We start from the raw sequence: 24,483 nt of genomic DNA, 5'->3' as shown, positions 1-24,483 counted from the left end.
GATCGGTTATGACATTACGCTACTTTTTCTCATTGGCTATATTTGGCCTACTGTCTTTCGGCCTTTGCGCCCAGGCGACTGCTTCTGCCACAGCCCCCTCTGGTGGTGCTTATTCAGTTTTTACGACAGCTGGCTTTGCCATCGAGGGTCCAGACAATAGCTCCTCCGCCTGCCAGGGGGGCGGTACTGGGAATCACCAGGCATTTGGAGAACATATTACCCAGACTGCCGACGCGGATCTTGAGTAAAATGTCTTTGAGTTCCACAGTCACATCGACGACGATAGTGACCGGTGTGTCACTTTTGATCGCGTTCGGATCGAAATCAAAGGTGGCCCCTCCGGGCAAACCGATCCCGAATTAGAGCACGACTTCGGCAACACCAGTTACTACCTTTTGTAGTTCCGTTTACCTTCAGATTTTGTGGGTGCCAGTAGTTTCTCCCACCTTTTCCAATTAAAGGCTCTGGGCGGAACCGATAGTGACTTCCCAATACTTACGCTGACCGCAAGGACCGACAGGGTGGAACTGAAGCACGACGCCGGAGACGATAACCCCGGTGGAGACCAGGGCTCCGTTGCTACCGCTCCGCTGAGTGACTTTCAGGGTAAATGGGTGGAAGTGACAATGGAAATCTTTCATGAAAACTCGGGTAGTATTTCCATGACCGTCAACGACGTAGCTACCGGCACTTTATTGATGAGTTATGCCAACGCAGACATTGACCTTTTCAGAGGCAACAGTGGAGGAGGGATCATCAACCGTCCCAAATGGGGCATTTACCGTTCGCTTAATGCCTCTGCCAGCCCGCCGTTGAAAGACGAGATCGTCCGCTTCGCTAATTTCTGCTCGTCGGAAACCAGCGCCAACCTGTGTCCATCTCTTCTCCCAATGACCGGCGTGCCTGATGCCGTCACCGACGCCCTGCCGGTAGACGGAGCCAACTTCGTACCATCGTAAAGCAATAGACTTAGCCACCTAAAAAAATGGTAAACATGAGTCATCCCGGCACCTGCGGCCGCGCCAGGAAGTGAGTGAAAGTATTGGTTAATCACTGATTTACTGCCGCTATTTACGCTCACTTCGCTAGGCCCAGGTGGGAGCAAGCGTAGCGAAGTGATTGGGCCTTGCGGCGGCCCTTAGCTACGCTGCTGCGAACGGCAACCAGTCAATCACTTAGTAGTCTCCCGGTCATCGAATCACCACCCGGTCAGCAAATATTTCACCATCCCCAACGAAGCGTACGAAATACACCCCGGCAGCAAGGTGCCCCGGCAGCCCGACGTTGATGATCGATGCGTGGCCTGAAGCCAGTTGAACAGCCTTAACCTGCCGGCCGGCGGCATCGATTAACTCAACCGACTGAACATCTTCACGTACGCTCAGGGAAAGTACGCCCGCCCGGACAGGGGAAACCAAGACCCGGCCCAGACCACCAAATGGTGTGACAACATTGATCACTTCGCTGAAGGAATAAGTTTCCGTAACATCTACTTGCCGGAGACGGTAGTAGTTATCTCCACTGAAAGGTTGTTCGTGGACAAAAGTGTAGGCCTGGCTCGTGCTGGCAGCAACCGTACCCACGTATTGGAAATCCCGACCATTAGGAGATACCTCCAACTCGAAGCGATCATTATCAACTTCTTCGGAAGTCGCCCAGTTCAGTTCATTTGCTTTTTCCGATAGGTTGCGGCCAGTAAAGGACAACCAGGTTACCGGAAGGCTACTGTTTTCCGGATCACGTCCGATGGCGAACCCACCAAAACCGCCGTTAATCTCAGTCTCGAGGTATTGATTCGTTCCTAGAAAGCCCTCCGTAATGGGGTACCAGCTGCTCGTTTGAGCGGCAAAATTTCCTGGGTTGACGTCTAATACGGATACGCCGGCCAGTTGAATGATGCCAGCATCACCCAACCCAGCGCCCGTTGCTGCGGTCCAACCGCTCAGGTCATTCTCTCCCAGGAAATAACGCAGCCTGAAGCTGCCATTTTCGGAGCTGTTGGCGGGTTCAATCCGTACGGCACGCGCCATAACTGCGTTGGAAGGAAAATTCGAGAACAGCGGATAAGTGTCCGCACCGTCACTGATCACGCGATCCAGAAATACGTTAGTACAGCCATGATCGGTACTCGTGAGGTTCTCTATTTCGAGTAGCAGTTCCCCGTTCTCCGGGTTAATGATCCCAACGGTAGTAAAGGCATCCAGGTAGATTTCGAGGGGGGCTTCCGTGACATTTTCCAGCACCGTTGTTGATTCTTCCGACACCAGTTCTATGTTATCGAGCGCCCACCACCAATCATAAGCACCGGTATAGCGGAAGCGCACCTGGAAGGCGTCGTTCGCAAAGGCGGAAAGATCGAGGTTTTGCTGATCAGGGTTAGCCCAACTACCTACGTTGCCGCTATCCTGGTCGAGGTTATAGACGTCAATCCAGGAGGTTCCGTCAAAAACGGAAACGGTGGCCGTTTCAAATCCCCCCTGGTTGTATGCCCGGAAGTATTGATCGAACGACAAGACGATGTTCGTGGAAGCGGACAAGTCCTTAACCGGCGTGGTAATGGTCTCGTTGGTAGTCGTACCCTGGCCCGGTGCGTCACTGTCTACAATGATAAAGCTGGTGCCGTTCATGTTGTTGCCTCCGTCGTAGTTCGGCACATTCATCCAGGTCATAGTAGTACTACCGTTGTTTACCACTGGCCAGTCTGCTGGGATTCCTGCGTTAAAATCGGTCGCCGCAGCGGGAGCCAGGCGGGTAGCTGCAATGGGTTGGTCGTTATCTTCCAGACCGAAGCTTAGTTGGTTGTTTGAACCGATAGATGCATTGGCACCGGTTCCGGTAACCACCAGATCAATTTGCTCCGTATCCTCAATACCAAAATCATCGAAGATGCGCAGGGTAATCGTTTCTGAAGAATTGTTTGGCGTCAGGGTTACGGTGGAGGGAAAGATAGTGTAGTCGTTTTCATTTAACGCACTTCCCGAAGCACCAACGACTGCCGTGAAGGGATCCGACAGGGTGTAAGAAGCCGTAATGGTAACCGGGTAGTCAGTGTATGGGCGACAATCGCCGGGTAAAGCGTCCAAGGCATTACTGCCCTCCTGGAAGGAAGTATTGTTGATCAGTAGAGCATTAGCAAAACCAACGGTAGGCGGTGGTTGAACGATGTAGGCACCGTCCAAGACATCCACCCCAGTATTGGCCGGATCCAGCCAATCGCGTAAGCGCCGTCCGGGGTTAGTGGCCCCATCGGCATCCCAGCTGTAGGCAATTTTACCGTACAGGCCCTGGTCGTTGGCCGGGTCATCACAGTTAAGAAAAGAGCCTCCAAAAAGCTGACCGATGATCCGGCTTTCGGAGTTAAACAGCGCAGAACCGCTGGAACCGCCTTCAGTGACGGAGTGGCCGTTGGGGGTAGCATCCCAAAGTATCCGCCAGAAATTGCCAACCACAGAGGATACCGAAGAGTTTGTCGGCACCATACTGTGCGTAGCGATTTTTTTGGCATCAAGGGCCGGATGGTGGATGCCTACCCCACCCCGAATGGGGGTCTGTTCGGCAGACCAGCCGTTGAAGTAAGGCATAAAGTCGATGTTTGGCGACTCCGTCAACCGGAATAAAGCGAAGTCACTATCTACGTTGTTTGCCACCAGTGTTGCACCGGCCGTAGTATTGGTGGGTACGGGCCCCGTGTTGGTACAACCAGCACGTTCGTAGTCCCAATAAAAGACGTAGCCACTGGCATCCATATTACCGAGGGCATCCAGGTTACCGATACAGTGATCGGCCGTCAGGAAATAGGGCGTCGCGTCCTGTGCCGTATTATTGATCAGCGATCCGCTACACGTGGCTGTTCCGTTGACGGTGTAGTGGGCTACACCACGCTTTTCGTCTTGCCAATCGGCGCCTTCTTCACAATTGACGTTTACCTGGCAAGGGCCCGAATCGTTCAATCCTTTGAGTTCGCCCATCATACGATAGGCGTGGCCAACCTGGACCACGTTAAGAGCTCCACGACCACGCTGTGAGGCGGGCTCGTAGTATTCAAGAACCGTAATGTCCCCCAGAACGATGCCCGTGGCGAAGCGTTTCACTTCATTATTGTTCTTTTCCGTGAACGCCCCCAGCAGTTCGTTGGTGTAGGGGTTGCTCAGGTGCAACGTCGCGCCGGGAGGCAAAAAAAACCGGTCATACAGCAGGGTCATACCCTGTGCACCGGGGGCCTTAATGCTGAGGCGCCATACACGGTCGCCGTTGGGTAGGTTGGTCCAGGTACCATCCTTAAAACCCAGATTTACGGGAAAAGGGAAGGCAAAACGGGTTGGCTGGTTGAATTTATCTTCACGCTTGTCCTCCAGTTGAATGGCTGGCATGTCAATGCCCGGCATGACCACTTCTTTCACTGCGGGAGAAAGATTGACCACCTGGCTTTTGGGGCGTAGTGGTTCGCTAAGTTGTGCTGGAAGGAGTATGGGAAACGCTAATAAGGCTAGTAGCAGGCTAAGAAAGCCTGGACGGAGAGAGATCGTCATGATGTGTGTGTGATAAGCTTTTGACAATGAAAGCTTAAAGCTAATTAATTCAGAGAGATTTCCTTGTAGCTACCAGAAATATTGTCGCTGAGTTTACCAGATCATCAAGTTTCAGCCATCGTGAGCAGGAGGCGCGGACGCGGGTGCAGGGGAAAGTTGTTCATTAGCAAGACTGGAATGTCTGGGGGATAGTAGAGACGGACCTCCGGACCTGGGCCGTCAGGCTGGACGAAGCCGTCTCCGACGGCGAGCGGAAACGCCGCGCTCCGCACGCGTGACCTATTTGGCTTTCTGTTCCTTGCGTCTTTTTGCGATTTAGCTGTTCATCGCCACGCGGCCGGAGGCCGGCGTTTACGCTCGGTGCTGGAAGCCCCTTCGACCGGGGTTAGGTGACGCTCCACGAAAACGAGGGGTTCCCCTTGCTCTTACAACTCCCCTCTGCACCCGCGCGCCGTCGCCCTAAAGATCAAGAAACGCAAGCAACGCCTCCCGCTGTTTAGCGTACGTCTTTTCGGCGTAGGATTGAATGGCCAGCAATTGCTCCTTATCGGTTACATCAATCTTCAACTTCTTGTCTTTCAGCACCCCCGGAGCATCGTCAGCCTTATAATAAGCAGAGAGCCGGAAGTACTGGGAGGGGTTGAGAAATTGTTGTACGTAATACTGGTTGGCTGCCATATTGGTATGGATGACCAGGCTGATGAGCCGTCCCGCCCATTTCATCAGCCCCCAGGTCCCTTTCCCGATCTTCTCCCTGGGTACATAGGAACTTCCGTCTGAACCACAGCCAAGAGACAAAAACTTTATGTCCTCCGGTCTGGCCTTGAGCCCGAGGGCGTTGTCGGGGAGGATACTCTCTCCCGGTGAAGCGGCCCGCTGTTGGTTCATGCAAAAGGACAAAGCCATCATGGCGGGATCATTTGCATAGTTCCCACTTTCCGAATAATGCTGGTACAATGGGAGGTTAACGGCAGCGGCGGAAGTCCGCATACTAATGTCCACCAATGACTCGTCATCGTATGTTTTAAAGGCCGAATTGTACACCACGATCTTAAAGCCGGGCGCCTCCCCGTCCTTCAGGGCCGGGCTCATGTCCAGGGTGCCGGTCAGAAAAATAGTCTTCGTACCGAAACGATTCGTTACATCAGCGAGTGTACTATCAGCCCCCAAGCGCTCCGTCAACAACTGTTTAAAGTTTTTATTCGGATACCTTGGCGCAAAGAGATTGACCGGGTTCCAGACCCTGCGCCAGAAGCTCGAAGGAAGGATAAAGCCTGCCTGATCCCGGTAAATTTCGGCGATGTTTTCGATCTTCATACCAGCGGCAAGCCCCATGGCAATAATGCCGCCGGTAGCATTACCGGCGATCACGTCAAACATATCCGTAACGGACTGCCCCGTTTCTTCCTCCAGTTTTCGCAGGATGGTGGCCGGAAAGAGGCCTCGGGTGCCTCCGCCGTCGATGGTCAGTACTCTGATGGGTTTTTGCATGGGTGGGCAGTTTGTCGAGTTGTCGGGGTATCTAGTTATCGGGTTGTCAGGTTGTCGAGTTATCAGGCATCGCCAGTCCCATCTGGATCACAAAATCGTTCAGGAAAGTGCCCTTAGGGTCAAGGGCTTTCCGGACGCGTATCCAATCATCCGTCCGGGAGAACTGCGACCTGATAAAATCGTGGTGCTGGTACAAACGGCTATTGTGTTTGCCCCAGTGAGGGATCCCTCCCAACCCGATGAGTCGTTCCTGGTACCGCTCCAGGATGTCGATGTCTCCACGCGTCCCAAACAAAAGCGGGACGTCTATATAGGCCGTTTCCCGTTCATAGGCTGATGATAACAGCGCTTTTGAGGGTGGGACAAACCTGACCGGGATGTGTGCCGATTGGTAAACACCGCCTTCGGCAGCATTCAGCTCGGCCTGAGCAAAAATGGCTTCCATAACCTCGACTATCTTCTCTGCCTTGGCCGGGAACGCGAATTCGGAACTGATGCCATACCTGATCACTGCCTCCCCACTCTGGTACAGCAGCTCGTGGCTTTTGCCCGAAAACCGCATGTCCTGGGTTGCCCAGAGTGCCAGATTGATAGATTTCCGGACACCGTCGGGCTTCAGGTTAGTCTTAACAATGGTGTTCTCCATCAGAAATTCAAGATTGCCCAAAATACTGGAGAAGATGTTGCGCCGAAACGCGCCGAAACCACGCGGACGGTCGGCAAAAGGGATGACTTCTTGTTCGACCACCGCACATCGGTGTTCGCCCTTAACTTCGTAGGGATTCACCCGAAAGGCGACGAAATCCGTATTGCGGACTTTCGTCATAAAACTTCCGTTTAGAAGGTCCGAACGAAGTTCTGCCCAGCTTACGAGGTACCTTTTTTCCTTCATCCAGAACTGTGGCTCCACCTCAAGCGTCAACTCATAGATGATGCCCATGGCGCCAAAACCGAGGATCACGCTATAGAACGTGTCGTCGTCCTGAATCAGCCTGATGGCACTGGAGGAGGAGAAATTCGCGGCGTCCGTAATGCCATCAGCGGGTTCGATTTGCAGGATCTCTCCGCCCGTGGCCACCATTTTCAGTGAGCGGACCATATCCTGCACCGCCGGTCGGGTAATGCCCGTACCGTGGGTACCGGTCAACATCGCACCGGAAATGGTTTGGAAATCAACGGCACCCATATTTGAGAGGGCGAGGTTCATCCGGTCCAGGGAGCGGGTAAGTTTCTTCAGGATGGTACCTGCCCCAACGGTTGCGAGGTGAGCTTCTTGCCAGGCTTGCTTCAGGCCTGCCTTCTGGGTAAGGGCCACCGAGGAGATGAACTTCATGGAAAGCAGATAATCTCGTCCCTTGGCTACTTCGGAGTAGGAGTGGCCGGAGCCTACGGCCCGGACACGAAGGTCCTTTTCTTCCGCTTCCCGGACGATGAGCTGTATATCCTCCTCATTCCGCGGATAAAAGAAGCGTAACGGGCAGACCTTCACATTGCGGGAGGCATTGATCCAGGTATAGCGATCCGTAGATATTTTTTTGAGTCTGTTATTCACGTTAGCTAAGTTGATCAGTGATATAGTTTGGATTGAACTTTAATTTCCGGATGCCGCCGGATGGCCATCCACTCCGTCAATAGTCCACCGATGACGTGTACAAGGATGGTCGGTAACAGGCTACCCGAATCCAGGGTGGCATAGGCCATGATCAAGCCATAAGGCAGGCTCATCACTGAGATCCGGTTGTCTTTAAAATAGTGGATCATGGCGTAGAGGCAGGCACTGATGATGACCGTCCACCAAACGCTCCCAGTGTTCATGAATAAGGACTGAAGGATGAGCCCCCGATAGAGGAACTCCATGGCCACAAGGTACAGGAACCAGTAAAGGGCACTCATGAAAAGCATGCGGGGTGTCCAGATCGTCACCCTGATTTCAGGGTAATTGATCAGTGTTTCCCGGGAACGGGCACTAAGCTGGTTCAGGATCAGGGTGATGGGTAACAGGGCGGCCAGCCATATTGTCACCTTACTATTCCAGTCAAAGCTTATCCCCAGCTCGGAAAAGTCAACATCACCAATGATGTCGAATTTCAGGATCAGCAGTAAGGGCAGCACGCCGTAGATCAGAAATCCTGCGAACCTCCGCCGGAGTATTCGCCTGAAGTAAGAGACATTAATATCGTATTGAATCTGAAAAGATTTGGGCAGGCTCAGGGAAGACGATAAAGCATACCAAAGCATAAAGCCCAGGGTCCCGTTTAAGAGCGCCAATATCAAATAGCCGGTTTGCATGGGTGGGTGGTTTGAGAGCGATTGAGGCTGTTTGCAGGCCGGAAGCGAATTCCCAACCAAGCCTTCAGCAGCCTTTTTCCTTCTATTACTCGGAAGGGAAAGGTGTTACAACAGTTGTGAAGTTAAGGGGTATTGGGAGTAACTTTAGTTACACGGCGGGTTTTCAGGTGTTTATACGCGCTTTATGCACCGGACATGTAGTGCTCAGAGCCTGGAGGCTCTACAAAAAACGGCCCCACACTAATTGATTTAGCGTGGGGCCGAACGGAAGTGTAATGTAAGAGGTGGTGTTTTACCGCAATCCAAGCTTCTTCAAGGTAGGCGCATTCATGCCACCGATGGGCAAGCCATTATCGCGCTGGTATTTGGCCAGTGCCGTTTTGGTGCGGGCTCCCATGATGCCGTCGGCAGTACCCGCTGGGTAGCCGAGTTTATTGAGCGCCCGCTGCACGTCGCGAATGGAGGCAGTCGATCCTTTTCCGGGACAAACGACTTCCACCCAGTCGCTGAAGTTACCTTTCCCGGTCAGAACTGCCTTTGTATAGCTGGCGGAACCTCCCGAGGTCGCTTCGGTAGTTTTGCAAAGGCCATCAAGTGCATCGTAGCGGTAACCGGTAGGGCAGCCTGCAGTATAGTAGTTGGCAGGCATACCCTCGATTCCGTTGCCAGGTGTTGAGTTTATCGGGGCGTAGCCATTAGCTTCGATGTTTCCGGCCCGATCCGGGCCAGCGCCCAAGGTGTAGGGAAGAACGGAGCCGGGGAGTTTACCTCCGGCGCCTGGGTTGACTAATGTCGGCAGGCTACCGATGGTTCCAGGTGCGTTGTCTGTGCCAGCACTGTAGGTGGTGGGGGCCATTAATACGCCTCCGGGAACGATGAACTCGGCACCGGCCAGGCCGGTACGAACGCGACGAGTGATTGTCTTGTACTCAGCGGGAACCAGCTCATAACGTGTGAAGGCTTCACGAGATACCACACGCTTGGTTATGGTCTCATAAGTAGCTTCTACCTGGCGGGTAACTACTTTGGCCGGGCTAACCAGGCGCTTGACCTTAACGTCGCGGTATTTCGCATCGCTCTGTCGTTCGGTGATGGCTGCACCACCAACCAGTACCTGCCGGGCGCCGTAAACTGCGGGCTCGTAAGACAGGCGTACACAGTAATCAGCTCCACCTTGTTCCATGGCAGCAACGGTGTAACCGGCAGGACAAGGCTGAGGGATGGTTTTATTGATGGTCTCCATCTGAGCGGGCACCTCTACCTGACAGAAAGAGACACAGTCTCCCGTTTCACACTTTACCGGCATTTGCTGATAGGTCATGTAAGCCGGGCTGACTTCCACCTCTACTGATTCGGTCACCGTCGTACGAGGAATGCGGTCCAGTTTGACCCGTGCTTCCTGGGTGATGTAAGGGGCAATGGTTCCAACCTGCATACGCTGCAGCAGTCGGTTTCCTTCTCGCTGGGCGGCTTCGATCCCGTTGGCCTTAATATAGGTGGCACTGAACGGGCTATCGGCATTATTGGGGTCCAGCAGCTTAGCCATGTCAGAGTTGGCGTAAAGGCTGGGGGAGACATTCAGTGGGCTATTGGGGTCATTTATAAAGCTATTGGGGTTACCCGGATTAAACGGATCGGTTACTCCGTCAACGCCTTTGCGGCCGGATGGGTCCAGGATGTTACCGTAATCAGTAGAGACGATTCCAGGCTCAGTTCCCTCGGGCGAACCGTAGTATAGTTTAGCGTTAGTTACCGTTGTAAAGCCTGGCTGACCAACGCGGTAGCTCGAGCTGCTTTCTTCGACGAGTACGCGTTCCGTTACGGTTTCGAATTTCGCGGGTTCTACCACCATCTCTTCGTAGGCGGGGGTGATCAGGATCCGGTCTTCTGTCGTCGTGTATTCAGCTGCAACATCAACCAAGCGGTAACTCGCCGGCTTAATCATGACCTGCTCCGAAAAGGTTTCATAGGTTGGCTCGATTACCAGCATGTGTTCCCCTGCGCCATAGGTGCTGATGTTTTCCGTTACGGAATTAAATTCTGCCGGAATATAACAAACTGCGTAACATTTGCCCGGTACTTCGGGAGGTGTGCCGGAAGGCAGCGGCAAGGTCTCCTGAGCGGAAACGAAGGATACGGCGAGCAATAGAAAAAGGCTCGACAAAAAATGCTTGGTCATTCTAAAGTGGATGTTTCTGAACGTAAATAGTCTCATAGTAGCGGCCAGGCCGCGTGTTCTCTTGGCCCAAGATAGGTACCGAAGGGTGTTCCCTATTTAACTTTCAAACATAATTCCACAATTAAAGCATACCGTGGCGTTAGAACCTTAGCCTGAATCGAAGGCTAAACGAAATTGTTAGCACTTAAAAAGGCCTCGATAAACTCGGCGGGCGGGCGGAAACGAGGTTACCGTTTCACGGCGGTACTGTCCAGCTGGAGCTTAGGAACTTCGTAGCTGACGTTGAAATCGTCGAGGACCGCGTCCAGAATACGGTCGTCGCCGATGGTATATTTGTGCTTTAGTCTGTGGCCGTAAAAACCGGCCAGGGTGGCCCAATAGCGAGCAGTAAGGCCGCCACGCAGGTCCTTGATCAGGTCGTAAACCGGTACATCCAGTTCTCTCTCGATCATGGAGATCAGTACTTTCCCCTGAGTTTTGGACATCTTTTTAAGGGGTCCCTCAAACTTCTCTTCCAGTTCCTTTTGTAGCCGCTTATTGTATCGTTTTCGGTCCTTTTTATCCATGCTTTGCGTCATGTATTCCGTTTCACGGAAGATCCGAATGGCGTCAACCGCGTAGGGATAGGCACGCTGTGCATAGATCCGATAACGTCGATACTGCTTGTATTCTTCTTCGGTTTCAAAGACTTCCGGAGAGCTTACTGACATTTCTCCCAGCTGGGCAACGATCAGCGTATCGCCACAATCGTCTACTATATATGGGTAGTATTTGCCGTCTACTTTGGTGTAGCCCGTCTGGGCCTGCAGCAGTAAAGGGGAAAAGGTTAAAAAGAGGAAAGTGATGATAAAGGCACCTTTTAATCCTTTCCGATTTGCGCCTTTTATTAGGGCGCGACCGCAGGTGCGGGGAAAAGACAAGGAGAGCAAAGTTGGTAGACTAGGCATTCTGGTAATGTATTGGGGACTTAAAGTAAATGCTTTTGCAGGCTGCTTAGGTGTAATAGAAGGTGTTAAAATTACGCGATGCTTTTTTCCTGACGGCTCCAGAAGGTTGGCATCTACCATTTAAGCGCCTTATTTAAACAAGCCTCTTTCCCGTAATTCGGTCAAAAACTCCCGGACAAATGCGGCCATCTCGCCATAAGCGATATTTCCTTTTCCATCCCGAACAAGAACTGATTTACCCCTGGTAAACCCTTTCTGCCGGGAGACATCGTACAGGCAAATCCTCATTGACCCCTTATTACGCGCCTCACTTCGAATATCAAGGAGCAGCAAATAGGGCGTGCGCTCCACTTTCAAGCGTTTGTCTTCATCCGACGTCGCGCGTAGCACCATCCGTTCCCGGACATCTGATTCATGGAAAGCTTTGGTCAGTACGTCCATACTGATCTCCCGTTGAAGAAAGCTACGGACGAAAGCGCCCATCTGCCGGGTCATGGTTTCGTTGTATTCCGTTGGGGATTTTTTATTGTAGTAGACCGCCAGGGCCATGGGCACTTGCTTACCTTCGGTCATGAATGGCTTCAGGAGCAATGCTCTGGATAATATGTTGGGATCAAGTTTTAAATCTGTGGCAGGCTTTAGTTCTACCCGATCGAGGACATCGGGGTTGAGCGTGACCTTGCCGTCAGGAATCCTTGGATTGGTTAAGGTAGGGCGCTCCGGCTTATCGGGATCTTCTGTCCTTTCGGGCTGCTCCGTAGTTGGGTTTACTGGTGTAGGCTTATCGTCTGGCTGCAGCACCCAAAAAGCAAGTAATGCCATCACTGCCAAGCCGAGAACAAGCAGTACCCATCGGCCCAAACCAGCCTTCTTTCCTTGCTCTTTAGTCCTTTCCGCTGCACCTGCGACCCCGCCCTCCTTTTCCTGCTCATACTTTGCGGGAAACTCTACCATATCCAGAAAGGTCAGTATGTCTTCTACGATCCCATTCTCCTCAATCCGTAGCAACCGCTCTTCCGACAAATTACTAATGGCTTTTTCCTGGTAAACCCGGTATCGACGGTGCAGATTGACCAACCTACTGGTGTGTTCGCGGCTCAATTGCAGCGCGTCCATATCCTTCAGGGCTTCGGCGACCCTGTTTTCACGGATTTTCTCACGAATGGTTTCGTACATGGGGGTAAGATACGGAATTGGATATTTTTCGTGTTCCCGACTAAGGTCAGTATTATAAATACTAATCTCTTCGGGGATAGTAAGTGAAGCAGGGCCACAACATCAAAAGTGGAAATTTATACCTACCAAAATAGTTACTACCCGTTTATGATCCAAGTGGTGACTTTGTTACTTAGCGAGTTAAATACCCAACCTTACTAACGCTCCATCTAAAAAATACTCTCCCCAACCTCGGTAGTAAATTGTTCCAGAAATGCCATCCCATGGTGGGAATTCCCCTTATAATTCAGGGGTGGACTCCAGACTGTAATGCAATAATCCCCTGGTAACAAGGCCACTATTCCACCCCCGACCCCACTCTTACCCGGCAAGCCAACGCGGAAGGAAAATTCTCCGGCCTCATCGTAAAATCCGCAAAGTTGCATGATCGCATTAAGCCGCTTGGTCATGCTGCTGGATACGATCCGCTCGCCGGATAAGGGGGCAATGCCCTGATTGGCCAAAAACAGAAAACTACGAGACAATTGGCCGCAACACATTTCCAGCGCACAGAGATGGCAGTAAAAATCAAGAATGTCGTCTGATTCGTTATGGATGTTGCCGAAAGAGCGCATGTACTCGAGTAGTGCCCGATTCCGGGAGGCATTATCTAACTCTGATTGCGCAACAGCTTTATTATAATTGATGCTTTTATCGGAAGATAGAGAGCGGACAAAAGACAATAGCTCAGCCTTCGGGTCCTTAAGGTAATCCAACAGCACATCACAAACGACCAGCGCACCAGCATTGATCATTGGATTTCGGGGTATACCCTGATCAGCTTCGAGCTGGATCAAGGAATTGAAGGGGGTGCCAGAGGGCTCAACCCCTACCCTCTTCCAGAGCTCTTTGTTCAATCTTTGGTAAGCCATCGTCAGGGTGAACACCTTGGCGATGGACTGAATACTGAAAGGCTCTTTTGCCTCTCCGAAAGCGTACTCACGCCCATCGACGGTAGTAGCCTGTACGCCGAATTTATCGGGGTCCACCTTACCTAATTCTGGAATGTAATCGGCTACCTTGCCGGTATTTTTAGCTGGCAAGCCGGCATGTATCGTCGCAAATACCTTGTTGATATCCATAGTTATTAGAATAGGGCACAAAGAACCACTATTCGCCGGCTAATCACAAATGTTATATTGGCGCATGCCTGACCTGAGGCTCAAGGGAAAGAGCATTTCTCCCGTCAATGATTATTATTAGTTGCTGAAACTACCAAGATACTATCAAATGATACTATCATGGCAGCAGTTCGGATTTGAGGTCATCAAATGGCTACGAAAATAATGAGGCAGCTTTACCAAAAAGAGTAAAGCTGCCTCAACAGTACGACTTGTAGGGGAAGTGGTGCACGGAGAGCATTTAATCTATTTGCAGCCACTGGCTGCATTGACCAAATACAAGGCCAGCTTACACCGTAACCTTAAGATTCAGTTCCTTACACTGAGCATCATCAATACGCGCAGGCGCATCGATCATCACGTCGCGCCCCTGGTTGTTCTTCGGGAAGGCGATAAAATCACGGATCGAGGACTGGCCGTTCATGACGGCACACAGGCGGTCGAAACCGAAGGCAATGCCGGCGTGAGGCGGTGCCCCGTATTCGAAGGCGCCCATCAGGAAGCCGAACTGTTCTTCGGCTTCTTCCTCGGTGAATCCGAGGAGTTTGAAGTTACGTTCCTGCAGTGCCCGGTCGTAGATTCGGACGGAACCGCCACCAATTTCTGCGCCGTTGATGACAAGGTCGTAGGCATCGGCCTTGAGCGACTTCATGGTTTCGTGATCGCCCGTCAGCATTCGTTCCACCTCTTCCCGCTTGGGGCTGGTGAACGGGTGGTGCATCGCGTGGAAACGCTCGCTGTCTTCATCCCATTCCAGCAGCGGAAAGTCGACTACCCACAGGGGCTTGAATACCCCTTCCGGCATCATGTCGTACTCTTTAGCTACGTGGAGGCGTAGGTTACCGATCTGGCCACGGCTTTTTTCGTCATCTCCGGAGATGACGAGCAAGAGGTCACCGGGCTTTGCGTCGCATTTAGCGGCCCAGGCAGACAGCGCTTCCTGGTCGAAGAATTTGTCTACGCTTGATTTGAAGGTACCGTCTTCGTTGCACTTTACGTACACCAGTCCCTTCGCACCAACCTGTGGGCGCTTCACCCAATTGGTCAGCCCGTCAAGTTGCTTGCGGGTAAGGTCAGCTTTAGCGGGCACGCAGATGGCGACGACCAGTTCGGCGCTGTCGAACACGCCGAAGCCTTTGTTTTGGGCTACATCGTTGAGCTCCACCAGTTCCATGCCAACCCTCAGGTCCGGTTTATCGGAGCCATAGAGGCGAATAGCGTCGTCGTATTGCATTCTGGGGAACTCCTCAAGGGTTATGCCCTTGAGTTCCTGGAATACGTGTTTTGTCAGCCCTTCGAAGGTATTCAGTACCTGCTCCTGGGTTACGAAGGCCATTTCGCAGTCAATCTGGGTAAATTCGGGCTGGCGGTCAGCGCGGAGGTCTTCGTCACGAAAACACTTTACGATCTGGAAGTAGCGGTCGTAACCGGCTACCATCAGCAGCTGCTTGAAGGTTTGAGGGCTCTGCGGCAGGGCGTAGAACTGGCCTTCGTTGAGTCGGCTTGGTACTACGAAGTCGCGGGCACCTTCCGGTGTAGACTTAATGAGAAAAGGAGTTTCTACCTCGACAAAGTCTTTTCCACCGAGGTAGGCACGAACGGCAAGGGCCAGTTTACTGCGGAACATAATGTTCTGCTGTAGCGGACCACGACGAAGGTCGAGGTACCGGTACTGCATCCGCAGGTCGTCACCGCCGTCGGAGTCGTCCTCTATGGTAAAGGGCGGCGTCTTGGCGCTGTTGAGTATGATCAGTTCGTTAGCGATGATCTCTACGTCACCGGTGGCGCGGTTTGCATTCTTATTGGTTCGCTCCCGAACGGTTCCGTTTACCTGGATCACCCATTCGCGGCCCAACTTCCGTGCCTGCTCTGCCAACCCGGAGTTATCATCCTGATCGAAGACTACCTGAGTAATGCCATAGCGGTCACGGAGGTCAACGAAGGTCAATCCGCCGAAATCTCGGCCGATCTGAACCCAGCCACTTAGGCTAACTTGTTTACCGGCGTCGGAAAGGCGGAGTTCACCGCAATTGTGGGTACGAAACATGGGAGGTAATTTTAACGGGGGGCAAAGATAGTCAAGTTGCTGGAGTTCGCTACCGCTCAAGTTGCAAAGACTCGCTTCGCTCGCGTTGCAGAGTTCGCTTCGCTCACGTTGCAGAGTTCGCTTCGCTCGCGTTGCAGAGTTCGCTTCGCTCACGTTGCAGAGTTCGCTTCGCTCACGTTGCAGAGTTCGCTTCGCTCGCGTTGCAGATTTCGCTTCGCTCACGTTGCAGAGTTCGCTTCGCTCACGTTGCAGAGTTCGCTTCGCTCATGTTGCAGAGTTCGCTTCGCTCACGTTGCAGAGTTCGCTTCGCTCGCGTTGCAGGGGTTGCAGGCATTCCAATGAGATTGCTGCAACCCTTGCAACAGGAGCGAAGCGACCCTGCAACACCTGCAACAGGAGCGAAGCGACGCTGTAACCCGTAACTTACACCCATCAAATTTCAAGAATCCAATCTCACCTTCTACTTCCCCAACGATTGGGCGGTGCGGAAGTACGACGATACCGTTGCGTATCAGAGCCTCAGCGGCCACGGGCTGAAAGGGGTTGATTTTATTGGCCTTTCTCCGGACGGAAAGCTATGGCTCATTGAAGTAAAGAACTACCGCCCGCGCATCAGTGACCGCGATGGGAAGGAGTACCGGGCCAATCGGAAACCACCTGAGGTATTGGCTGCCCACGTCGCGACGAAATTCATCGACAGTCAGCGGCTCATTCGTATCGTAGATACCTACCTGAGGCGGCATTGGTGGCGACGGCTGCAGCTATGGTGGTTGGAGCGACAGCCCCGCAAACCGTTTTCTTCCAATTATTGGTTCTGGGCCGAAGCCCGGCGGCGCTGCGAACAAGTCAATAAAACAGTTTTCGTACTCTGGATGGAAACGCCCGAACGTAAGACCGGCTATGATAATGCCCTTGAGGGATTACTGCTGGAACGAATGCCCGCCGGAGAACAGGTGATCGTTGCGGAGGCCTCCCGGGAGCATGGGCTGCCTTTCGGAGTAAGTAAATAACTGAATGGCGAATGAGGGAATAGCTACCACACGCATCGTTCGCTTCGCATACCATGGCGAACAAGCGCAGCGCAGTGAGTAGTAACAGCGGCAGCCATTCAACCATTTCCTCCTTCACTTTTTAGGCGCGGCCGCAGGTGCAATGAAAGGGTAAGAGGCATTTTCGAACGGTTCATTGGAGCAGTCGGAGGCTTTTGCCTACCTGGGCAAATTGTACCAAACATAAAACTACTCTGCGTCCCCCCGTGCATACCCCTTTGGCGTCATCCCGTACTCCGCCTTAAAAAGTCGGGAGAAGTATTCCGGGCTACTGAAGCCGCAAGTATAAGCAACTTCCTTGGCCGTGGTATTTTCCTGGCGCAACAACTGTGCCGCTCGTTGCAACCTTACGGACTGAATAAACTGGTTACTGGACTGATTGACCAGGGCCCGCAACTTCGAGTTTAATTGTGTCCGGCTGGTGTTGAGTACCTCGGCTAATTGATCGACTGATAAATTGGCATCATTCAGGTGGGTTTCTACATGTTCCAGGGCACGCGTCAAAAAGTCTTGGTCCAGAGTGGTAACGGCGAGTTCGCTTGGCTTAACAAAGATGGAGCTGGCAAAGCGTTCGCGGAGGATCTGGCGGGAGCGGATCAAGTTAGCGGCACGGGCCAGCAATTCCCGGGCATCGAAGGGTTTGGTAAGGTAGTCATCGGCACCTTCGTCAAGTCCGATGACACGAGCATCCCGAGAGGCGCGGGCGGTTAGGAGGATGATCGGAACGTGGCTGGTACGGAGATCAGCTTTCAGTTCACGGCAAACCTGGTAGCCATCCTTTTCCGGCATCATCAGATCACTAACGATGAGGTCCGGAGGTGAATCGAGGGCGAGTCGAACGCCTTCCACGCCGTTCACAGCGGTGATTACCCGGTAGGTGGGAGCGAGCATCTGGGTGATGAAGGCGCGCATTTCGGCGTTGTCTTCGATGAGGAGTACAGAGGAGTGAGTACCTGCAGCTGCGCTGCTGGCTGGTTCCAGGGTTCTGCCTGAAGCTGCGCTGCTGGCTTCATTCAGGGTAATTGAGCTCCTATTCCTGCGAAACTCCGTAGAAGAAAGTGGACTTTTAAAGAGGTCTTCGGGTTGAAGGTGCTCCCTGCCGAGAGGAAAACAAATAGTGATAGTAGAGCCCTCCCCTACCTGACTTTCCACTCTGACCCTCCCATGGTGTAACAGAACCATTTCCCGGACCAGCGCCAAGCCGATACCGGTGCCTTTTGTATCTGTTTTGCTGTTCCCAGCCAAGAAAAAGCGGTCGAAAATATGGGGCAAAAGCTCCGGGGTAATACCTCGACCAGTATCAGATATTGCTATTTCAACTTCTTTTGCATCCTGCGTCATCGCCACTTTTATTGTACCTCCAACGGGCGTAAACTTGAAGGCATTAGACAGCAAATTCAGGATTATTCGGTCTGTTTTTTCCTCATCAAAATATAACGTAACCGGCATCTCGGGCAGGTCCAGTAACAGCTGTATATCCTGTTGTACCGCTAATGATTCGTAGGCTGCGACGGTACGCTGAAGGTAGGCGCTGAAGTCTGCCCGAGCAGCCTGTAAACGTAGTGCCTTTGCGTCCAATTGCGCCAGGTCCAACAGCTGGTCCACGAGTTCTAATTGCCGCTCGGCATTACGCTCTGCCAACTCCAGTAACTGAATGCTCTCCGTATCTTCTGTCTGGTTGATCACCTGCCGTAAGGGTGCCAGCATTAAGGTGAGTGGCGTACGGAATTCGTGGGTAATATTGGCAAAGAACCGGCTTTTCAGGGTGGCTGTTTCCGCGAGTTGCTCTTTTTGACGGCGGAGTTCGGAAAAGCCTGCCAAGAGCTCCCGGAATATGATACCAGCAAAGAAAACAGTACTGATCTGAAGGCTATTAGAGACCAGTACATTGTTATGAAAATAGGGCAATATTGCTGCCAGGTCAACTATTGCTCCAATCATTAACAAAAAGAAAGAGAGCGCCAAAACACGTGCGGCTTTGCTTCCGTAGATGGCAAGTTTGACCACCAGGTAGAAAGTAAATAGGACCCAGGCCAGGCTAAATAGCCTGCTAGCTTGGTTAAACCCTTCTGACAATTGCCCCAAAACCGAAAGAAACAGTAATTCGCTAACCAATAAGAAAGTAAGAATGCGATAAACCTGGAAAATGCGGGGTAACGCTTCAGACAATTTCAGGTACGAAACCGTAAAAAGAAAGAACATCAGGTGTATTCCCGCCAAAATCAGCCTTATCCATGTGTCGGTTGCAACTGAGGTTCCGCCAGGAAAAAGCGGCGCTTGATTAGCGGTTTGCACCACGAAATAACCACCAAATAAGATCATTAGTGCACCAAATGACAGAAAAATAGACTTGCGAAATAAATAATAGGAGAACAGGCTGATCACCCCAATCAGCACCATTATACCCAGATAGAAGAAACGCCCTACTCCACGCCTAAATAGTCGGGCCCTCATCCATCGGGGAGAATTTGCAATCATCAGATTAGGGCAACAAGACAGGAAGTTATTCCCCTTATTTGTTCGCAGATAAAGCGTACGGGTACTCCCCGGCGGTATTTCAAGTTTCAAATAGTTCTTCTGGGAGTAAATGGCTTTCTCTCCAGGCGGCGTAAGGCTCCCGGTTTTTGCCTCACTGATGATGCGACCACCATCCGTGACGTAAACATCTCCTTCCAGGATTGAGAGAGAAACGAAGACGACTTTACTTACCTGACGATTGGTAGGATTACTTGCCCGCAACCGGTACCACAGGTTATACGAATCTACGCCAAAAGAAAGCGCATCGCGCTTCACGAAGGCCGGACCCCTACCGGCTAAAATTTCTTCAATAGTGAGTGCGGAGGAGGTGTCGGGATATAACCGCACGGCATCGTCCAGAATTACTCTTTGATCTCCATCGATCTGGAAAATGTAGGTTGGAATGGTGTCCGCAGCGAGAAAGGCAGGCACGACACTCACGGTGGCCATCAAAGCTAGCCGCAACGTAAACAAAATGTTTTGGACAGCCATTCGAAGAGATAAAGCCTTAATTCGGAGATAAAGGTGCAAAAAAAAGGTGAACAACGGTTGGGAGCCGTGTTCACCTAAAAGTATAAGCCTACTTGTTCAAAATGTTATTCGATAGCAATTCATTAATTCAAACATCTTTTTTAGCGCTTACCGCACCTCCAGTTTACCACTGACCAGCAATTGGCCGTTGGCAGAACGAACGGTATATACGTAGGGAGCAGCGGGAAGACCGGTGGGCAAGGACACTTCAATCCGGGCTGCCTGTCTGGTCGTTAGTACTTTCTGAAAGGTAAGGCGACCATCCATTCCGATCAGTTGTAGTTGAGTGCCAGCAGGGAGACCTTCGGGCACTTCGAAAATCAACTGGTCACCCGCCACGATGGGGTTGGGGTACACATTACTTTCCAGCAAGCGTAGGGTATAGGTAGAGGTGAGGTTGCCGCCAACGGGACGGAAGAAAACCTGGCCATTACTAAGGTTATGGTTAATGAGTGCAACCCCAAACTCTCCGAGTCCGTAAAAAAGGAATGCCGTGTCCCTGGTCACCTCTCCCTGAGTAAACATGAATGCATTCAGTAATGCTACCGGGGCCGGAGCACCGCCCAGGAAGGCGCTGTCTACCGACGTCCTGGTCAGTTTTACCAGCAGGACATCGTAGAACGGGTCGGGATCGTCACCTACGCCCGGCAATCTGACCCGTCCGTAGCCTACAACTTCCCGGCTGACGGCCACATCTTCGCGGATAGTACCGGGAACCGAGTTGAGGCCAAATGCGGCAACGGTAATATCATAATTGATTACCTCGCTGTATTCAGTGTCCCATTGGCTGCCAAAAGTGATGGGAAAAGGCAGTGAATTAGCACCGCCGTTTGTGTAGGGAATGGTACCACCGACGATGTGAAAATTGTCCGTTGGGCCTCCGGTCAATGGCGTGATATTGAAGGTCGTATCCTGAATCGTAATCCCAATTAAGTCACTGTAACCGTTTACGGACTGTCCCTCCCATGTCTGGGAATTTGCCTGAAGGGCCCCAAAATAAATACCTGCCTCAGTATAATTCAGTGCCGTCGGCAGAAGTGTATCCATACCAGCGATGAATTCGCGATAATAGGTGGAGTCATAAGTCAGGTCGGAATAATCCCAAGTCAGGTTCTCACCAGTTACGGGCGGTGGAACCATCGATCGAGGCACTGAATAGGAACTATCGATGAAGCCGGAAGGACGAATAAAGTTATCGTTATTGATCGTGATCTGAGCAGCTACCGAACCCGTAGACAGGAAGACGGTAAGAAGTGAGAAACAGACTGAGGTAAAGAGCGAACGCATTATGGATTGATTAAAAGCTTCCTAATCCAAAGCAGTGGAAGCCGTGTGTAATTGAATACCACAAAGGTGAGCGCAAGGGGGAGGCAAGTGATTGCACAATCGAACGTAATGACTGTAAAATCGGCCCGAACGGATTGTTTTACCGCTTATTAGCTAATAAGCTACCATTTGCTATTTCTCTTAGGCGTGACAGCAGCAGCAGCAGGGAATTGTAATGGAGCAAGGGGAAGAAAACCTATATACCAGCGGGGTTATATTAAGTCATTTCCATCACCGGCCTGTAAATCATCAATACTGCTAGTTATCTTCCCGCCCTCAAGCCACTTCCATGAGTAAAACCTACGACCTCGACGACCTCGACCGTAAGATCCTGGCCCTCCTGATGGAGAATGCCAAGCGACCCTATACCGACCTGGCCGCGAAGCTTTTCGTTTCCGGAGGCACCATCCACGTTCGGATGAACAAACTCATTGCTGCAGGCATCGTTACCGGGCAAACGCTTGAAGTAGACCATACAAGGCTGGGCTACGACATTACGGCATTTCTCGGCGTATTCCTCAAAAGCAGCGGCGAATACCAGCCAGCTACGGCCTACCTGAAGGGAATTCAGGAAATAGTGTCTGCACACTACCTCACCGGCGGATACAGCATTTTTCTTAAGGTCGTTTGTCGGGATACCAACCACTTACGCAAGGTGCTGGCCCGGATCCAGGCGTACGAGGGTATTCAACGCACGGAAACCTTCATCTCACTCGAAGAAAGTATCAATCGACCCGTTCAGGTGCTCTCTTCTGATGAGATGAAGGAGCTGTTGGAATAGCCTGCTTCCCGGCACAATTGTCCTTAGCCGTCAGGTAACATTTTGACCGGCTTCGCCAGACCAAAAGAATTTGTTGGATAGAAAGACTGGTCGGCTGATGGACCGTCGGAAGCTTCATGAAGACTTCAGTTTGGTTTGGAGGGGGTGAAATTTTGGTTTTTAGAAAATTCCGGATGAGTAATCAACTCCACCTCTCTCCGTACTTCTACGGAAGTACATTTTGTCCAGCGAAAAGTAATTAGTCAACCAGCCGCCAACGCCGGTATTTCCGCCGCAGCGCAGCTGCGGACACCAACAGCCAAACGCCTTCGAGCAACACAAACGGCAGGTACTCCATCAGTATGGAAGCCAGGCAGGCCAGTGCCGCCCCCACCAGGTTCAGCAGGATATAGACCAGGTGTTCCGTATCAAGCATTTTGCGCAGATTCAGAAAGAAGGCCAGCAGGATCAGGGAAACGCCGGAAAAGCCCAGGTAATCGACAAAGGTTAGTTCCATAGCTAAGGGAGTGGTATCACTAGATACGTCTTGGACTCCCTTTCGTTCAACCAGGCATTTTAGTATCGACCAATAGTTTACGACCTTAGACCAAAAGGCCCCTACCCTGCTTATTCCAACTTTTCTTGCACCTGCGGCCCCGCCAAAAAAGTGAATGGGGGAATGGTGAATGAGAGAAAGGCTACCGCTGATACTCCTCAATGCGCTGCGCTTATTCGCCACGGTGAGCAAGCGCAAGGATGCGAAAGGTAACCATTTCCCTATTCGCTCATTAGCTAAGCTGCTGCCTGCGGCGGTTACTGCGACCGCAGCCGCGCCTATTCTTCGGCCAACGCTCCGGCAATCATCTGGTGTAAAGCATGCACCCCATTCTCACGCTTGGGTGAAAACCGCCCCGCCTGGTAAAACCGGGAACTGATACCCCGCTGCACGGCCTCAACCACGAATTCGTCCTCCCGCTCCGTTTTCTCGGCCAGGTTGGCCCCATTCATCAGCTCGAAGGTATCGTGGTCATGTATGTAGTACAGAAACTCCACCTTCGTGAACGTCGGGGTCACCGGCCGAACGATGTTGAGCTGCACGCCCCAGGGATAAATGTTCAGCATAAAATTCGGGTACACCCAAACGTAATAGGCCGTAACCTCACGCCCAAAATCAGGGTGCCCCTCCGGGAACTTGAAGGTAAAATCACCACTACTCGCGTACCCTATCTGCAACACCATATTGTCGTAGGTCTCCGTCACATAGCTTCCATAATCAAGTAATGCGCCGAGATCGTTGTGCACGAACGGCACGTGAAAACCCTCCATATAATTGTCCAGATACAGCGCCCAATGGGCCTGTACGTTGTAAGTTTTGGAATACTCTGGATAAAAGGTGAAGGATTCGAAATCCAGAAAGTACAGTCGCTCTTCCAGCTTATTAACAATTGCCTGGAAATCAATCCGGGGATCAACCGCCGTGAATAACCACTGCCGCCAGCGTAGCAGCGGCAGCTGGTGCAGGTGATCGCACGGACGAGGGAAATCCTCTGCCTCCTTAAACTCCGGCATAAACTCAAACTTACCGTCGAGGTCAAACCGCCGACCATGATACTGGCACGTCAGCTTCCGTACCTGTGCCGGATGTTGCGCCATCAGGAACCCCCGGTGGGTGCAGACATTGGTCAGGCATTTGATGTCTTCTCCTTGCTTTGTCAACAAAATCGGTTCGTCGAGATATTTTTCCAGTATCCAGGATGGGTGGATATTCTCTGGTCCGTTAAACAACCGCCGCTCATCCCCCACAAACTGCCAACTACGACAAAATATCTTCTCCTTAGCAACTTCCCATACCGCAGGATTTTGGTAGAAATCAGTTGGGAGGGTTTCGGCTTTGTGGAGGTTGGGGTTGATCTGGTACATAGTGAAATTTGAAGCATTTAAGAACCTGTTTAATCCTTGCATTATACGCCCAATCTATATCAGACCTTCGGTAACTATTTAAAATACCAGGGCGCGGCCGCAGGTGCAAATTAATGGTATAAAAGCCGGGTTAGATAGACTTTCCCTCTATTACCGTAACGGTTTCCCAGGTGAGGTAATTAATAGGTGAATCCCCGCACCCCCCGAAACACTGCTCCCATGCTCGTAAAGTTCGTACTTTCCTTCTTTTTTCTGGTATTTCTGCCCTATTCCCTGCTGAGCCAAAGTTGTCCCGCCGGCACCTTCAACAACGGACAAACCTGCATAACCTGCCCCCCCGGCACCATCTCTGGTGTGGGAGCGACTCAATGCACAACTTGCCCTCCCGGTTCCGTCGCCAACGCCCAACGAACCGACTGTGAACTCTGCCCCGCCGGGACTTTCAGCAACGGACAAACCTGCGTTACCTGTCCCCCCGGAACCATCTCCGGTAATGGCGCCACTTCATGTACAACCTGCGGCCCCGGCTTCAACACCAACCGGGAACAAACGGCTTGCGAAG

The 24,483-nt window shown here is 51.9% G+C and carries 18 protein-coding genes; 4 read left to right on the top strand and 14 right to left on the bottom strand.

The annotated features are described in order from the left end of the window. Positions 1–113 precede the first annotated feature (113 nt). The gene (locus B036_RS0106435) at positions 114–347 is read right to left on the bottom strand and encodes a hypothetical protein (RefSeq protein ID WP_020567874.1); all 234 of its coding nucleotides are present in this window, start codon (positions 345–347) and stop codon (positions 114–116) included. A 75-nt stretch (positions 348–422) separates the two neighbouring features. Here B036_RS0106435 and B036_RS0106430 point away from each other — a divergent pair, with 75 nt between their 5' ends. Then, positions 423–959: a hypothetical protein gene (locus B036_RS0106430; protein ID WP_020567873.1), complete on the top strand. Its 537-nt coding sequence runs from the start codon at positions 423–425 to the stop codon at positions 957–959. A 231-nt stretch (positions 960–1,190) separates the two neighbouring features. Here B036_RS0106430 and B036_RS31735 read toward each other — a convergent pair whose 3' ends face one another. The 9 genes from B036_RS31735 to aspS all read right to left on the bottom strand — a co-directional run bounded on the left by B036_RS31735 (position 1,191) and on the right by aspS (position 15,818). Then, complete coding sequence (locus B036_RS31735; protein WP_157472060.1) at positions 1,191–4,529, bottom strand: trypsin-like peptidase domain-containing protein; 3,339 nt, start codon at positions 4,527–4,529, stop codon at positions 1,191–1,193. 459 nt (positions 4,530–4,988) lie between these two features. Next, positions 4,989–6,020 (bottom strand): patatin-like phospholipase family protein, encoded by a 1,032-nt coding sequence (locus B036_RS0106420; RefSeq protein WP_020567871.1) that lies wholly within the window; start codon positions 6,018–6,020, stop codon positions 4,989–4,991. A gap of 46 nt (positions 6,021–6,066) precedes the next feature. Further along, positions 6,067–7,572, bottom strand: coding sequence for an FAD-binding protein (locus B036_RS0106415; RefSeq protein WP_020567870.1), 1,506 nt, complete (start codon positions 7,570–7,572; stop codon positions 6,067–6,069). 14 nt (positions 7,573–7,586) lie between these two features. After that, positions 7,587–8,309 carry a CPBP family intramembrane glutamic endopeptidase gene (locus B036_RS0106410; protein WP_020567869.1) on the bottom strand — a complete coding sequence of 241 codons (723 nt, stop codon included), beginning with the start codon at positions 8,307–8,309 and terminating at the stop codon, positions 7,587–7,589. Positions 8,310–8,601: 292 nt separating this feature from the next. Beyond that, complete coding sequence (locus B036_RS0106405) at positions 8,602–10,488, bottom strand: peptidoglycan-binding domain-containing protein (protein ID WP_020567868.1); 1,887 nt, start codon at positions 10,486–10,488, stop codon at positions 8,602–8,604. A gap of 227 nt (positions 10,489–10,715) precedes the next feature. Continuing rightward, entirely contained in the window at positions 10,716–11,435 is a 720-nt protein-coding gene (locus B036_RS0106400; RefSeq protein ID WP_157472059.1) for a DUF4294 domain-containing protein, read from the bottom strand. 129 nt (positions 11,436–11,564) lie between these two features. Next, positions 11,565–12,611: a hypothetical protein gene (locus B036_RS0106395; RefSeq protein ID WP_020567866.1), complete on the bottom strand. Its 1,047-nt coding sequence runs from the start codon at positions 12,609–12,611 to the stop codon at positions 11,565–11,567. A gap of 209 nt (positions 12,612–12,820) precedes the next feature. Further along, positions 12,821–13,732 carry a glutaminase gene (locus B036_RS0106390; RefSeq protein ID WP_020567865.1) on the bottom strand — a complete coding sequence of 304 codons (912 nt, stop codon included), beginning with the start codon at positions 13,730–13,732 and terminating at the stop codon, positions 12,821–12,823. Positions 13,733–14,060: 328 nt separating this feature from the next. Then, positions 14,061–15,818 carry an aspartate--tRNA ligase gene (gene aspS / locus B036_RS0106385; RefSeq protein WP_020567864.1) on the bottom strand — a complete coding sequence of 586 codons (1,758 nt, stop codon included), beginning with the start codon at positions 15,816–15,818 and terminating at the stop codon, positions 14,061–14,063. Between the two features lie 482 nt (positions 15,819–16,300). On the opposite strand from aspS, the gene B036_RS31730 reads away from it, so the two are divergent. Then, entirely contained in the window at positions 16,301–16,828 is a 528-nt protein-coding gene (locus B036_RS31730) for a hypothetical protein (protein WP_020567863.1), read from the top strand. 228 nt (positions 16,829–17,056) lie between these two features. Here the strand turns inward: B036_RS31730 and B036_RS31725 are convergent, their stop codons facing one another. Together B036_RS31725 and B036_RS0106370 are read right to left on the bottom strand one after the other, a co-directional pair. Then, entirely contained in the window at positions 17,057–19,876 is a 2,820-nt protein-coding gene (locus B036_RS31725) for an ATP-binding protein (RefSeq protein ID WP_020567862.1), read from the bottom strand. A 147-nt stretch (positions 19,877–20,023) separates the two neighbouring features. Beyond that, positions 20,024–21,202: a hypothetical protein gene (locus tag B036_RS0106370; protein ID WP_020567861.1), complete on the bottom strand. Its 1,179-nt coding sequence runs from the start codon at positions 21,200–21,202 to the stop codon at positions 20,024–20,026. A gap of 328 nt (positions 21,203–21,530) precedes the next feature. On the opposite strand from B036_RS0106370, the gene B036_RS0106365 reads away from it, so the two are divergent. Further along, the gene (locus B036_RS0106365; protein ID WP_020567860.1) at positions 21,531–22,022 is read left to right on the top strand and encodes an Lrp/AsnC ligand binding domain-containing protein; all 492 of its coding nucleotides are present in this window, start codon (positions 21,531–21,533) and stop codon (positions 22,020–22,022) included. Between the two features lie 238 nt (positions 22,023–22,260). Here B036_RS0106365 and B036_RS0106360 read toward each other — a convergent pair whose 3' ends face one another. Further along, complete coding sequence (locus B036_RS0106360) at positions 22,261–22,518, bottom strand: CBU_0592 family membrane protein (protein ID WP_020567859.1); 258 nt, start codon at positions 22,516–22,518, stop codon at positions 22,261–22,263. A gap of 317 nt (positions 22,519–22,835) precedes the next feature. Next, positions 22,836–23,921: an aromatic ring-hydroxylating oxygenase subunit alpha gene (locus tag B036_RS0106355; protein ID WP_020567858.1), complete on the bottom strand. Its 1,086-nt coding sequence runs from the start codon at positions 23,919–23,921 to the stop codon at positions 22,836–22,838. A gap of 219 nt (positions 23,922–24,140) precedes the next feature. Between B036_RS0106355 and B036_RS33885 the strand changes: the two genes are divergently transcribed. Beyond that, the coding region (locus B036_RS33885) for a hypothetical protein (RefSeq protein WP_044101976.1) at positions 24,141–24,483 on the top strand (343 nt) is incomplete at its 3' end.

The sequence above is a fragment of the Neolewinella persica DSM 23188 genome (assembly GCF_000373105.1).
Classification (GTDB): Bacteria; Bacteroidota; Bacteroidia; order Chitinophagales; family Saprospiraceae; genus Neolewinella; species Neolewinella persica.
The sequence above is the reverse complement of the archived record's forward strand: the minus strand, read 5'-3'. Positions and strand labels throughout refer to the sequence as shown.